Source organism: Rahnella sp. CG8, assembly GCF_023701875.1.
Classification (GTDB): Bacteria; Pseudomonadota; Gammaproteobacteria; order Enterobacterales; family Enterobacteriaceae; genus Rahnella; species Rahnella aceris.
The window spans coordinates 14,040-28,112 of record NZ_JABAED010000039.1; the positions used below are offsets into that span (position 1 = coordinate 14,040).

At 49.0% G+C, this 14,073-nt stretch carries 9 protein-coding genes and 1 pseudogene; 5 read left to right on the top strand and 5 right to left on the bottom strand.

Annotated elements, in window-relative coordinates; translation table 11 throughout:
* Positions 1–379 precede the first annotated feature (379 nt).
* From HGO41_RS23465 to HGO41_RS23480, 4 genes and pseudogenes are all read left to right on the top strand, one after another.
* Positions 380–697: pseudogene (locus HGO41_RS23465) on the top strand (FUSC family protein); the annotation flags it as partial.
* A 320-nt stretch (positions 698–1,017) separates the two neighbouring features.
* Entirely contained in the window at positions 1,018–2,490 is a 1,473-nt protein-coding gene (locus tag HGO41_RS23470) for an aldehyde dehydrogenase family protein (RefSeq protein ID WP_250981516.1), read from the top strand.
* 46 nt (positions 2,491–2,536) lie between these two features.
* Positions 2,537–4,006, top strand: coding sequence for a carotenoid oxygenase family protein (locus tag HGO41_RS23475; RefSeq protein WP_241917297.1), 1,470 nt, complete (start codon positions 2,537–2,539; stop codon positions 4,004–4,006).
* A 1,596-nt stretch (positions 4,007–5,602) separates the two neighbouring features.
* Entirely contained in the window at positions 5,603–6,169 is a 567-nt protein-coding gene (locus tag HGO41_RS23480; protein ID WP_250981517.1) for a TetR/AcrR family transcriptional regulator, read from the top strand.
* 4 nt (positions 6,170–6,173) lie between these two features.
* Here HGO41_RS23480 and HGO41_RS23485 read toward each other — a convergent pair whose 3' ends face one another.
* The 5 genes from HGO41_RS23485 to HGO41_RS23505 form a co-directional block, all read right to left on the bottom strand.
* Positions 6,174–6,734, bottom strand: a complete 561-nt coding sequence (locus HGO41_RS23485) for a TetR/AcrR family transcriptional regulator (protein WP_250981518.1) — start codon at positions 6,732–6,734, stop codon at positions 6,174–6,176.
* Positions 6,735–6,809: 75 nt separating this feature from the next.
* On the bottom strand, positions 6,810–7,196 hold the full coding sequence (locus tag HGO41_RS23490) for a DUF6515 family protein (protein WP_200227368.1): 387 nt from the start codon (positions 7,194–7,196) through the stop codon (positions 6,810–6,812).
* 93 nt (positions 7,197–7,289) lie between these two features.
* Positions 7,290–8,744, bottom strand: coding sequence for an efflux transporter outer membrane subunit (locus HGO41_RS23495; RefSeq protein ID WP_411829845.1), 1,455 nt, complete (start codon positions 8,742–8,744; stop codon positions 7,290–7,292).
* Positions 8,719–11,880, bottom strand: a complete 3,162-nt coding sequence (locus tag HGO41_RS23500; protein ID WP_250981519.1) for an efflux RND transporter permease subunit — start codon at positions 11,878–11,880, stop codon at positions 8,719–8,721. Before HGO41_RS23500 ends, HGO41_RS23495 begins: the two co-directional genes overlap by 26 nt.
* 2 nt (positions 11,881–11,882) lie before the next feature.
* Positions 11,883–13,046, bottom strand: coding sequence for an efflux RND transporter periplasmic adaptor subunit (locus tag HGO41_RS23505; protein WP_250981520.1), 1,164 nt, complete (start codon positions 13,044–13,046; stop codon positions 11,883–11,885).
* Between the two features lie 200 nt (positions 13,047–13,246).
* Between HGO41_RS23505 and HGO41_RS23510 the strand changes: the two genes are divergently transcribed.
* Entirely contained in the window at positions 13,247–14,026 is a 780-nt protein-coding gene (locus HGO41_RS23510) for a MipA/OmpV family protein (protein ID WP_502947400.1), read from the top strand.
* The last annotated feature ends 47 nt before the right edge of the window (positions 14,027–14,073 follow it).

A 14,073-nucleotide genomic window follows, 5' to 3' on the forward strand; every position in this document is an offset into this window, starting at 1 on the left:
CTACAATAACATTAAAATGAACGGAATCGTACAATTATATTGACGGGAGCAGTACTGTACGCATAAATTGAACGACAATGTTCAATTATGAAGGGCGACCATGGCTGACCCCATTTCCCGTTTTTCCTTGGCGAAAATAGCTGTCTATGCAGTTTTGCCTGCTGCTCAAGCCAAAAGAGGGGGGATGGAGGAAACCTCTTAAGAGAAACGCCTACCTTCTTCTCGTTACGAACTACTGTTGCGGCTCTCATAGCCCTGACTGTGGCCAACGCATTTGGGATGGGACACCCCTAGTGGGCAGCCATGACAGTCTGGCTGTTTACCCAACCGACACAGGGCCTTCTGCTCGAGCGTGTCCTAGCTCGCCCTCGCCGGTTCCGCAACGGGAGCAGCAGGAGGGGCAATCTTGTTCGGACTTGCTGGACAGCCCGTCCCTTCGTTGTTCGTGCTCGCACTTTGGCTGATGTTGCGCGCAGGAATTGGCAGCATGTTTCGCTACTTCCGAAACTACGGTTTCGTGTTGGCTGATTACACTGCTGCGATCATCGTGTTGTCCGGTCTTGCCGATGGCGTATACGACGGTCATTTGGCGGGGGGAGCGGGTCATTTGTCCGATGCTTGGTGCCATCTGCTAGGCGCTGGCTTCGATCTATGGCGTTCCTATGCGGCGAAGCTAGCATCTTGCTGGGCACGTTAATGGACTGTTGCAGCGGTGCCTGGATTGGGTCGAACAGTACATCCGTTATGGCAGTACCTCCTACTGATAGCCGCGAATCGTTTGCTGCGTGCTGCACTGACGAGCTTGCTCGACGTCTGCAACCCGGCAGACAGAATATTTGTTCTGGCTCAGGACTGTTTGGTCAGGGCGCGCTTCCTGCTCGTACAGAAGGGTTTCTGCAATGCCCTAAATTCGAACATTGCTGCTTCAGTCGTGACAGCAGGCGAAGCGCTTCGCCGGTCGGTCGCAGAACTAAGCATTTACGTTACCTCCCCCTCAACCAATGACAGGAGCTTCCTATGAACTTGAATCAAAGACGAACTTCATTCACAGGTCAATTCATCGCTGGCCAATGGTGCACTGGAAGTGCCGGGACTGCTCTGCAAGTTCGCAACCCCTACGACCAGTCTATTCTGACCGAGATCGTTCAGGCCACACGAGCCGATCTGGATAATGCCTACACTGCAGCGGCGAAGGCACAATATGAGTGGGCGAAAGCGCTGCCTGCCGAACGTGCGGCGGTGTTCTACCGCGCCGTCGAAGTCATCGACGCACGCCATGCCGAAATTGTTGATTGGCTGATCGCCGAGTCGGGCAGTACCCGGTTGAAAGCGGAAATGGAATGGAGCGCGGTACGAGCCACCACACTGGCTGTCGCGGCGATGCCCTACAGGGTGGAGGGTCGGATTCTGCCTGTGGACATCCGAGGCAACGAAAGCCGGGTTTACCGTAGGCCACTAGGGGTTATTGGCGTGATCAGCCCTTGGAATTGGCCACTTCATCTCTCCAACCGCTCGGTAGCGCCGGCGCTGGCCCTTGGTAATGGTGTCGTGCTCAAGCCTGCGGATGATACCCCGGTTACCGGCGGTCTGCTTCTGGCAAGCATCTATGAAGAGGCTGGACTGCCACCGGGGCTGCTCAATGTCGTCATTGGTGAAATCAGCGAAATCGGCGACGCCTTCACCCTCCATCCGATCCCGAAATTCATCTCGTTCACCGGTTCGACTCGTGTGGGGCGTCGCATTGGCGAGCTGGCCGCCACAGGCCCCATGCTCAAACGTGTGGGGCTAGAGTTGGGTGGGAATGCACCGTTCGTGGTGCTCGATGACGCCGATCTTGAGCGAGCGGTAAACGCAGCAATCGTCGGGCGTTTCCTGCATCAGGGGCAGATCTGCATGAGTACTAACCGCATCATTATCGAGGCCGGAATATACCCACGTTTCGTGGAGGCCTTCGTTGAGCGGGCTCGCGCCCTGAAGGTCGGCGATCCGAATGCGGCGGACACGGTGATCGGACCACTGATCAACCATGCGCAACTCAATAGGGCGCTGGCACGACTGGAGGCTGCCAAAACCTCAGGCCTCCGTCAGGTGCTCGGTGCTCCGCATGAAGGACTGGTTCTGCCGCCCCTGGTCTTCACCGACGTTCCTAACGAATCTGACCTAGCACAGACCGAGCAGTTCAGTCCGATTGCGCCACTGATCCGTGCAGTGGACGAAGATGATGCACTGAGTATCGCCAACGCCACCGAGTTTGGGCTTTCCAGCGCGGTGTTCACCGGCGACGAAGCGCGCGGCGTGCGCTTTGCGCAGCGGATTGATGCCGGTATGACCCATGTTAACGACATCACACCCAACGATGAAGCTAACGTAATGTTCGGTGGAGAGAAGAACAGTGGCATTGGTCGCTTCAACAGTGATTGGATCATCGCTGAGCTCACCACCGATCACTGGATCAGCGTGCAGCAGGAACCGCGTACTTATCCGTTCTGACATCCCGTAGTAAATGACCCTAACATCCTAGATAAAGAGGAAGACCATGAGCATAAAATTTCCCGAAATTCCTGAGTTCGCCGGCCTGTACAAGCCCAGCCGCGTCGAATGTGAGATCTACGATCTTGAGAGCGAAGGTGAGGTCCCCAAAGAAATAAGCGGCATTTTCTATCAAGTGTCGCCAGATTCTTACTACCCGCCAATGCTGGGTAAGGACATTTTCTTCAACGGAGATGGCCTGGTCAGCGCGTTCCAGTTCGACAAAGGGCATGTGCGCCTGCGCCGCCGCTATGTGCATACCGATCGCTTGATGGCCCAGCGTATCGAAGGCCGTTCGCTCAACGGCATCTACCGGAATGTTTTCACCAACGACCCCCTTGCGGCCGAGAATAACACGACAGCCAATACCACCGTGCTGTTTCACGGTGGCGTACTACTGTCGATGAAGGAAGACGCCTTGCCCTATGCACTAGACCCTCTCACTCTGGAAACGCGAGGTGTGCATGACTTTGGCGGCCAGGTGAAGTCAGCCACCTTTACCGCCCATCCCAAGGTAGATCCCGACAACGGCGACCTACTGTGCTTCGCCTATGAAGCCAAAGGCGACGCTTCGCCGGACATCGCCTATTACGAGATCGACGCAAGCGGGAAACTCAAAAAGGAAATTTGGATCCAAGGGCCATATGCTGCAATGATTCACGATTTTGCTGTGACCGAAAACCACGTCATTTTTCCACTGATTCCGCTGACGGCTGATATAGAGCGGATGAAACAAGGTGGGCAGCATTTCCAGTGGCAACCTGATTTGCCGCAGCTATTCGGCGTGCTACCGCGCAACGGGAGCCCCGAGGATATACGCTGGTTCGAAGGGCCGGTCAACGGCTTCCAGGGCCATACCCTCAATGCCTATGAGGAAGAAGGTAAGATCTACGTGGACATGCCCGTGACCGATGGCAACGTGTTTTACTTCTTTCCGCAAGTTGATGGCTGGGTACCGCCAGGCGAATCCTTGATCTCCCGGATGATGCGTTGGACATTCGACTTATCGGCAACCAGCAATAAGGTGGAACCGACGCCGCTGACCGGTTTCCCCTGCGAATTTCCACGTTGTGATGAACGCTACACCGGGAAACACTACCGCTACGGCTTCGTGCTGGCGTTTGACCCTAGTCTGCCGTTCGACAGTTTGTTGGGTGAACGCCCGTTCCAGTTTTTTAATCAGCTCGCGCGCATCGATGTGGAAACCGGGGCCAGTGAAGCCTGGTTCCCGGGTGATGCCCAGTGTTTCCAGGAGCCGATCTTCGTCCCTCGCTCGAAGAATGCTGCCGAGGGCGACGGTTACGTGATCGCGTTATTGAACCATCTGCATGGTCACGACACTGAGCTGGTCGTGCTTGATTCCCTGAAGATGACTACTGGGCCAGTGGCGCGGATCAAGATCCCGTTCCGCATGCGCATGTCGCTGCATGGAAACTGGACATCTGCGGAGAGTCTGGTGGCAGCTGGCATTATCTAAACATATAAGTTATGGTCGCTCAGCGGGGAAATGTATGCCTACGGCGTTATTTCTCCGCATCTATATAGATAGCATAGATAGCAAATACGCATAAGATGACAATAATAGCTTATACGGAGTTTGTTGAATAAATCGCCTTTATATAAACCATCTGCTCGTCAGTTACTTCACCAGTCGATTCATACTTTCTGGTGTGCCTGTACATGTCATCTTGTTTAATTTGACCTGCTACCCATTAATTAACATATCAGTGATATTAGTAAAATCCGCTATCGCTGTCCCAAAAGCAGACAATTCAAACACCGCTGAAGGTTAATTAATGAGAGCATGTTATATGTAACTTTCGTGGGATTGAGGTTTAGGAGTTTTTTTACTAAGTTGGGAGATATTCTCTGGTGATACCCATTACCTGCTTTATGAATAAGACATAGCCATCATTGGCAATGCATGTTTCTTACTGTTAATACCGGATTGGGGGGATATTAAAAATACACTGTCACTTACTGTTTTTTGACACTTTTCCTATAGCCATCATAATTGTTCCTCAATTCACAATGTATATGTACCGAAATTACCATCTAGTTCAACAGAAGTGCGTTTGGATCATTAAGAGATCAGTCATGAAAATCTCCAAATGGGTGTTAGCTAGTGGGATAACTCTTAGCTATCATTTGTATGAATGAACAGTTTTATTCGTTAGTACAGTAGTTTGATATTAAAGTTAAAATAAAAATGAGCCTAGCAAAAAATAAGTTTGAAATATTTCCATCGCGAATGTTCAAAAATCCACTTGCAAAATTTAGCGGCACTTCTGTAAAGTATACGCTATGTATAGGTTAACCATTAGAAAACATAAATAATATAATTATATTTTGAGTTGCATAAGTTTTATACACAGCAAAGTTATAATGAGAGGTTTTTTTGAAAAGTAATCATGTTGATGAATATCCCATGTGTGGATTCTGTAAAAGTAAGTTAACTGATGGCAGCGTTATATGCGAGCATTGTGGCGCTAAATTTATTATAAGGTATATTAACAGACCGAGAAGGATACTGATGCTTTACTTAATAATTATTTTTATATTGATTTCTTCTTGTTTAACTTTACTAATCTTCAACAATGCTAGTCTTGTGAAATTATCTATAATGCTAGTGCAGTAATTAATTTACACCTATCGATTTTCACCTTGGTTTTTATTTAAAGTAAAAAACAGAAACAACCAGATTTGGAGAAAAAAATACGACAACTTTATATGATGATGAGTTTTTAAGTAAATATATTGGGATATTTGACTTAGATGTTAGTGTCGCCGGGGAAATCCAATGATTCCCGAGCATGAGTTTATTAGTAGTGTCTCGCTAAAATCAGCGATTTCTTTTATGGCATACATTTGCATTTCGCTCATAGCAGCCTTATAACTCGAGCATAGATAGCCTTTTGCCAAGAGCGGATGTTACTAACACTGCAGTGCGTCAGTCCTCAGGGAGCAGGTCACCAAGACCGAGTTTAGACTGGAAATTATCCTGTATAATATATATTATATTATGACCATAACAAAGATGGATACATAGAATATCTTAAATGAGAGCTCAAGTATGACTAGGAAAGAGGAAATTATTCGTGCGGCTCGCAAATGTATGCGAGAAAAAGGTTTCCATAATACTTCCGTACAAAATATTGCCCGAGAGGCTGGGGTGAGTACGGGGCTGATTTATCGTTATTACAAAACTAAAGCTGAAATTATTGAAATCCTCATCATTGATGCTGTTGATAACTTAAAAGAGTTACTTAATGAAAGTCAAAATAAAATTGACATTTTTTCGCCAGGCTTAGTTTTTGCTGAAAAAAGATCATTTATTGATGATGCGCAAGAAAGTATTTCTTTGCTGCTTGACGTTTCGGCAGAGGCTCGTCGTAATCCATGCTACCAGCCTCTTTTTACCGCAGCGTATGAGGAGCTGAAAGACAATATATATCAGCGTGAGGCTGAGCAGCATCCTGATATTTCCGAAAGCACTCTTCGGACTCGACTTTATTTTTCCTCACTCCTGATAGATGGACTGGTGATACGCCGACTCAGGTTAGGAGAACAGTCAAATAATGAGGCTGATAAAATAGCCATGCTGTTTCTAAATGCTATAACAGCAAGCCAGAACCCATGATTTATTATTCACTGTTGAAAAGGAATAACTCAATTTTTTTGAGTTCGTCCAAATCTAGTTGTTCCTCTATAAAAATTCTACAAAGAAACCCATCGATAATAATCAGTATCAACCTGATCCGTTCTGAAGAGTATTTCATCTTTCCTTCATTTCTGAAGCATAAGGTTTTAATCAGCAATAATTCTTCTTTATATAGTATTTCCCTGACCTCTTTATTGCGCGCTGCTTCAGAATAGGCTTCGAGCAAAAGGGCGTGATCTTGTGAAGACCAGCCCTGCCAAAAGGGAGACTGACCATCCAAAATATGTAACAACTCCGTCAGATGTATAAGGCGTTCAGTTAGAAAATTTCGCCACTCAGTGGCGATGATTCGCACTACCTCATTTATCAATTCCGTCTTGCTCTTGTAATGGCGATATAACTGTCCCGGCCCCATTCCTGTCTCTTTGGACAGATCGCTTATGCTGCCACCGTGGAATCCAGAGCGGCTAAAGCATACTTTAGCAGCCTCTGCTATCTTTTTTCTTCGTTGGGTATATAAAAGGGTGTTAGATTTCTCAGTCAAAATATTACCAGTGACAAAATATAAAGGTTTTGTAAAGGGTTAATCCACCCTGGAAAAAGAAGGGTTTATTCATCTTTAATTAATGCCATCAGGTGGCGACACTTCGATATATTCTCCATCAATGTTACGCTGATAATACCTGCCCGCCCTGACATAATAGCGTTTTCCGTTGAAATCCATCACCGACATGGCTTTATTATGAGCACGCGTGGCAGGCGCTTCTACCACAACATACCGGTTGCCGATTTCCCGGTAATAAGTGTCATTGAATAGCCAATACGTCAAACCTCCGATCACAATCATTTCTGCCGCAGGAGGCGGAACAGTAAACGGTGCCACTATACCTGGCATTGGGGGAGCTGGAGCTACGATTGGCCTGCCCGGGCCGCCGAAGGGAACTGCATGGGCGCCAGCCGGTATGCTCATACAAAATAAAAGGGTGCAGGTGTAAATCTTTTTCATAAATACCTCGTAACTTTTGATTATATACAAAATTAACCTTCAGACAGGTAAATGCCAGCCATTTCAAAATAATGGTCTGGCTGGCAATCCGCCTTAGTGTTTAATCTCTGATTCTTTCAGTGCAGTTCCTCCCCCCATCACCTTGTAAAGCGTTATCAGGTTTTCGTAATACTCCTGCTGGGTACTAATAAGCGATGTCCTCGCGGTATAAAGCGTACGCTGGGCAATGAGAGCGTTCAGCCAGCTATCTACACCATTTCGATAGCGCAGATCTGCCAGATGGTAATAGCTTTGAGCTGAGGTCACGTAATTCTGCTGATTTGTTAACTGGTCATTGATTGTGCCTCTGCGTGCCAGCGCATTTGCCACTTCCTGAAACGCTGTCTGAACTGCTTTATCGTATGCTGCGACGTAATATTCCTTTTGGGCTTTGGTGTAATTCAGCTGAGAGGTGTTATAGCCGCCGGAAAAAATGGGCAAGGAGATACTGGGCGAGAAGGACCACACTCCGGCTCCGTGTTTAAAAAGAGATGAAAGGTCAGAACTGGCTGCGCCTCCACTGGCAGTAAGTGAAATGCTGGGGTAGAAATTCGCCCTAGCAGCGCCGATGCTGGCATTTGCCGATTTCAGATTATGTTCCGCTTCCAGCACGTCAGGCCGATTCATTAAAACGTCAGAAGAGATACCCGCCGGTATTTCCCGAAATGCATGGGAGAGTGTTTCAATGCCTTCAGGTAAAAGAGCGTCGGGAACCGTTTTTCCAACGACTAGGTCAAGCGCATTTTTATCCTGCGCTACGCTGGTTTTATAACTTGCCACATCGGCAAGCGCAGACTGATACGTGGTATCTGCAGAAGAGACATCCACCATCGATGCCGTACCGTGACGAAGCTGCGCCTGTGTAACCTCCAATGACTGACGGGCACTTTCTGCTGTTTCTTTGGCAACTGCAAGATTACTTTGGTCGGCAGCCAGCGTCAGCCAGTAGTCGACCGTATTATAAAGCACGGTCAGACGGGTACTTCGCGCTCCCTGAAGCGTACTGAGATACGTTTCATACTGCTCGCGGGTCAGGCTCTGGTTCTTACCAAACAAATCGAGCTCAAAGGAACTGACGCTGGCGTCTCCCTCATAACTTGAACTTATGGCGGTTTTATTACCTTCCCCTGTGAGCGATCGGGAGCGACTTCCGCTGAGTTCAGCATTTATGGTCGGGAAAAGATTGGATCGTTCTTCCCCATATTGTGCCCGGGCGGCTTTTACATTGGCAACGGCTTCGCGCAGGTCCCTGCTGCTGTCAAGCGACATCGCCACGACCTGCCGGAGTTTGGCATCCTGAATATAATCGTACCAGCCTGTGTCGCGATAACTTCCGACTGTCGTCTTGCCCGAACTGACATAGGCCTCCCCGTGGGGGGATGTGGCCGGTGTGGATAATTCAGGACGCTTATAATCGGGATCCAATGAAATGCAACCGGCCAGCAACATTGGGAAACATAGCATCAGAAGCTTAACGTTCATTTTATTCTCCTTTTTCTTCAGCGGCATTACGTACATCTCTATGATCTGCCGGAAGTCCGGGGAACATGCGTCTTACCAGAACGAAGAATAGGGGGACCAAAAATATGGCCAGAAGAGTGGCAGTGATCGTACCGCCAATAATGCCTGTGCCTATTGCAATTCGGCTGTTCGCTCCTGCACCGGAAGAAACCGCTAGCGGCAATACGCCAGCCGTAAAAGCAAGGGAAGTCATAATTATCGGACGCAGGCGCATACTGGCTGCATGAATAGCTGCCTGCAGCAGATTTTCTCCTTTCCGATAATTGTCTTCGGCAAATTCCACGATGAGGATGGCATTTTTTGCTGAAAGCCCAATGATGGTAAGCAACGCAACTTGGAAATAAACATCATTTTCCAACCCGCGCAGAGTAATAGCCAGAAGGGAGCCAATGACACCTAGCGGAACGACCATAATAACGGAGAAGGGCACCGACCAGCTCTCATAGAGGGCTGCCAGGCAGAGAAACACCACAATCAGAGAAATACCGTAGAGGGACATGGCCTGATTGCCTGAGAGTTTTTCCTGGTAGGAAAGTGATGACCAGGCGTATGTAACACCGGATGGCAATTTGCTGGCAAGCTTCTCCATGGCGGTCATCGCATCACCGGAACTGTTGCCAGAGGACGCACTTCCCTGAATTTCATACGAAGACAGTCCATTGAAACGTGAGAGGGTATCCGAGCCGTACGCCCAGTGAGAGGATGCAAAAGAAGAAAAAGGTACCATCGTACTATTGCCATCACTGTCAGTTCCCCGAACGTACCACTGGTCGATATCCTCCGGCTTGCTGCGATGGTTCAAATCACCCTGTACATAGACTTTTTTCACACGGCCGCGGTCAACAAAGTCATTAACATACGTACCGCCCAACGCCGCGCTGAGCGTGTCGTTAATATCACTGACGGAGACGCCAAGAGACTGTGCCTTGTCATCGTCGATGTCGACCTGAAGCTGAGGCAAGTCCGGCAGTGTATTGGCCCGGACGCTGTCCAGCGACGGATCTTTAGCCGCCTCAGAAATAAGTTGGTCACGGAGTTTAATCAGCGTACTGCTGTCAGTCCCCGCGCGCGCCTGAAGTTCGAAGGTGAAACCATTGGACTGCCCGAGCCCCGAAACCGCCGGTGGGGTCAGTACGAAAATTTGTGCATCTCTGATCCCAGCCAGATTCATCATTGCTCGCCCGGCAATAGCGTCAGCATTGTTGCTACTGCCTTTGCGGTCATCCCAATTTTTAAGTGAAATAAAGCCGATGCCAGCATTTTGTCCGCTGCCGGCGAAGCTGAAACCGTCAACCAGCATGCCGACATTAACGTTATCTTTCTCTTTGGTTTGAAAATACTGCTGTATCTCTTTGCGCACTTCACGGGTGCGGTTTTCACTAGCACCGGGAGCCAGCGTGTACTGCACCATAATGTATCCCTGATCTTCAGTAGGGAGAAAGCCGGTAGGCAGCCGCATGTACATAACGGCACAACCTAACAAAATCACCCCGTAAACAAGAATAAAGCGCGTTGGCCCATGAATAACACGACCTACACCATTCTTGTAGCGACCTTGAATGGCACTGTATGTGCGGTTAAACCATCCGAAAAAGCCTTTATCATTACTTTGCGGGTTATGGGGTTTAAGCAATGTGGCACAGAGGGCGGGCGTAAGTGTCAGGGCCACAATCACTGACAGCGCCATAGAGGAAACTATTGTGATAGAGAATTGCCTGTAAATAACGCCCGTTGAGCCGCTGAAAAAAGTCATCGGCAGGAAAACGGCGGAAAGGACCATCGCAATCCCTATAAGTGCACCGGTTATCTCTCGCATCGATTTTTCAGTGGCCTGGCGAGGTGGGAGATTTTCCTCGCGCATGACGCGCTCAACGTTTTCAACGACGACAATGGCGTCATCCACCAGCAAGCCGATTGCCAGCACGATACCAAACATCGTCAGGGTGTTGATGGAATAGCCAAATGCTGAAAGCACCCCAAACGTTCCCAGTAGCACAACCGGAACAGCGATAGCCGGAATTAATGTGGTGCGGATATTTTGCAAGAAGACAAACATCACCAAAATAACCAGCAAAATGGCTTCGCCAAGCGTTTTAACCACCTCGGTGATGGATACTTTAACAAAGTCAGTACTGTCTAGCGGATAAGCAACTACATAACCGGCGGGCATGCTCGTCTGAAATTCAGCCACTATTTTTTTGACTTGTTCTGCTGTCGTGAGCGCGTTCGCTCCCGATGCTAACTGAACCGCAATCCCGGCAGCCGGATGGCCATTGGCAATAACGTTAGAGCTGTAATCTTCGTTACCCATCTCAACCCGTGCTACGTCGCTCAAACGCACTGCGGAACCGTCTGATTTACTCTTGAGAACGATATTACGAAATTGCTCCGGCGTGTGAAGGCGCGAGCGTGACTGAACGGTGGCAACCAGTTGCTGTTCTTTACCTGACGGCACCGCGCCAAGCTGGCCGGAGGCAACTTGGGTATTCTGATTCTCAATCGCCGTTTTCACGTCAGATGGCATAAGTGAATAGGCTGCAAGTTTGACGGGATCCAGCCAGATACGCATGGCATATTCTGAACCAAAGACCTGAACGCCTCCGACTCCTGAAACGCGCGCCAGTGTGTCCTGCATGTTACTCACAAGGTAGTCTGCGACATCGGCGGAGGTGCTTTTATCTGTCTTGTCATAAAGCGCCATAATGAGCAGGAAGTCGCTCTGCGCCTTCTCGACAGTTACACCTTGTGATGTCACAGAGTCAGGCAGACGACTTTCTGCCTGCTGAACTTTATTTTGCACCTGAACCTGTGCGATATCCGGGTCGGTTCCCTGTTTGAAGGTCACGGTGATTTTAACCTGACCCGTAGATGCCGTACTGGTTGAAGAGAAATACAAAAGGCCATCAAGACCGGTCAGCTCTTGCTCAATAACCTGAGTCACGCTGCTTTCAAGCGTTTCAGCGGATGCGCCAGTATACGTAGCCTGAATACTAATTTGAGGCGGCGCAACGTCTGGATATTGCGCAATAGGCAGGCTGTTAATGCTGATAATACCAAACAGCATGATGACGATGGCAATGACCCAGGCGAAGACAGGACGTCTGATAAAAAACTGTGCGAGCATGCTTACTTGCCTCCGGTAGCGGTGATGGAAGCATCGTTAGCAGCCGTGCTGCCAACCTCGGTGGTTTTAACTTCCATACCGGCCTGAACTTTGCCAGTACCCTCGGTGATCAGACGTTCGCCCGCCTGAAGGCCGCGGGTAATCAGCCATTTATTGCCCACCACACCCTCGGTGGTGACCTGCCGGCTTTCAACTTTATTGTCCTTCCCTACGACAAGGGCCGTGGCATCGCCTTTGGCATCACGCGTGATACCCTGCTGAGGAGCCAGGATGGCATTGTTGCGAACACCCTGGCTCACGGAGGCCCTGACGTACATACCTGGCAAAAGCTCATGTTCCGGGTTAGGAAAAATGGCCCGGAGCGTTACTGTGCCCGTAGATTCATCAACGGAAACCTCTTCCAGTTCAAGCTTCCCTTGATGCGGGTATTTTGTACCATCATCCAAGGTCGCGGTAACGGGGACTGTTTCCTCTTTCTGAGTGGCGTGTTGTTGCTGTTTCTTGAGCTTTAACAACTGTGTACTGGACTGTGTTAAATCGACATAAATCGGGTCTAGTACTCTTATCGTTGCCAGCGCATCGGTCTGGTTTGCCGTGACTAATGCACCTGGGGTCACTGATGAAATACCGATACGGCCTGAAATCGGAGCCCTTACCTGGGTGTATTCAAGATCAAGGCGGGCGCTCTGCGCCGCTGCCCGGTACTGTGCCACGGATGCAACATTCTGCAGGTAGGTCGCTTGTGCATCGTCTGCATCCTGACGGGTTACGCCCTTTTCTTGTAGCAGCGCGGCATAACGTTCAGCTTTAAGCTTGCTGCTTTTCACCACGGCAATGGCATTGTTCATCTGCGCAACCGCTTCATCATAACTGGCCTGATAAGTGGCCGGGTCAATTTGATAAAGGACCTGTCCCGCCTGAACCTCATCTCCTTCCGTGAAAAGCCTTTTCTTTATGATGCCACCGACCTGTGGCCTGACATCAGACACCATCGTTCCGGTAACACGTCCTGAAAGTTCACTATAGAGGGTAACGGATTCAGACTTTAGGGTAACGACGCCCACGTCAGTAGGCATGGAACCCGGCCCCGGCATCCCGGCATTCTTTTGATCACAACTGACTATCAAAAGTGCGAGCCCTGTAATAAATAATTTTCTGTAAACCATAAGTAGATCGACCCTTAATGAACGTTCATTCTCAACCTGAGAACTTACCAGCGCACATAAAAAACGTACGTAAATGATACGAAAATAGTCTGTATTAAAATTGAAATCATATGGAGTATCCGTAACGCTGTGACAGGATAACGTCAGGCATTATTAAGAATGCGAAAAGGGTCTGTGCAAGCCAAAAACTCTGCTGCAAGATGCACAAACTTTACTCTGCTGGTGGAATTGTCGTGAGAAAAAAAGCCGCTCTGCTATGTGTTATGGCCATACCCGTTACCTCAATGGCATCTGCAAAAAGTGATGGACTGAGCATTGGTGCCGGCGTCGCAATTGCGCAGAGCCCCTATAAAGATTATGACAATGATGTCCAGGCCCTCCCGCAAATCATGTATGAGGGAGACAACTTTTGGGTACATGGGTTAGGGGCCGGGTACTATCTGTGGAACACCGATGAAGACAAATTGTCAGCGACGGTGTATTGGGCGCCTTTTAAGTTCAAATCTGATGACAGCAGTGATAATCAACTGAAACGACTGGATAATCGTAAGTCAACCGCCATGGCGGGATTAACTTACACCCACATGACAGCGTACGGCTTTCTCCGTGCCGCTGTGGCGGGCGATGTACTCGGCAACAGTGAGGGTATGACAGGGAATGTGGGCTGGATGTATCCCTGGAGCGTCGGTGGTATTGATTTTCTTTCCGGAGCTGGCGTGGAATTTGCCGATTCCAAACAGAATAACTACTACTACGGAATCTCACAGAAAGAATCGCGCAGAAGTGGTCTGAGTGCCTATGACGCAGGAAGCAGCTGGTCACCCTTTCTGGAACTCAATGCCGCCTATTCCATTAACGAAGACTGGAAAGTTAACGTAGCCGTTCGTTACCTTCATCTTTCTGATGAAGTTACGGATAGTCCAATGGTCGATGAAAGCTGGACCGGGATTCTCTCGACCGGGGTGACTTATACCTTCTGAGATGATGATAGCGATGTGTAGAGTAGCGTCAGGCCCGACTACGTTGA

What these genes read in the sequence shown, in the direction of transcription:
- HGO41_RS23470 (WP_250981516.1), top strand. Translation starts at nt 1,018, where the DNA reads ATGAACTTGAATCAAAGACGAACTTCATTCACAGGTCAATTCATCGCT.
- HGO41_RS23475 (WP_241917297.1), top strand. Translation starts at nt 2,537, where the DNA reads ATGAGCATAAAATTTCCCGAAATTCCTGAGTTCGCCGGCCTGTACAAG.
- HGO41_RS23480 (WP_250981517.1), top strand. Translation starts at nt 5,603, where the DNA reads ATGACTAGGAAAGAGGAAATTATTCGTGCGGCTCGCAAATGTATGCGA.
- HGO41_RS23490 (WP_200227368.1), bottom strand. Translation starts at nt 7,196, where the DNA reads ATGAAAAAGATTTACACCTGCACCCTTTTATTTTGTATGAGCATACCG.
- HGO41_RS23495 (WP_411829845.1), bottom strand. Translation starts at nt 8,744, where the DNA reads ATGCCGCTGAAGAAAAAGGAGAATAAAATGAACGTTAAGCTTCTGATG.
- HGO41_RS23500 (WP_250981519.1), bottom strand. Translation starts at nt 11,880, where the DNA reads ATGCTCGCACAGTTTTTTATCAGACGTCCTGTCTTCGCCTGGGTCATT.
- HGO41_RS23505 (WP_250981520.1), bottom strand. Translation starts at nt 13,046, where the DNA reads ATGGTTTACAGAAAATTATTTATTACAGGGCTCGCACTTTTGATAGTC.
- HGO41_RS23510 (WP_502947400.1), top strand. Translation starts at nt 13,247, where the DNA reads ATGCACAAACTTTACTCTGCTGGTGGAATTGTCGTGAGAAAAAAAGCC.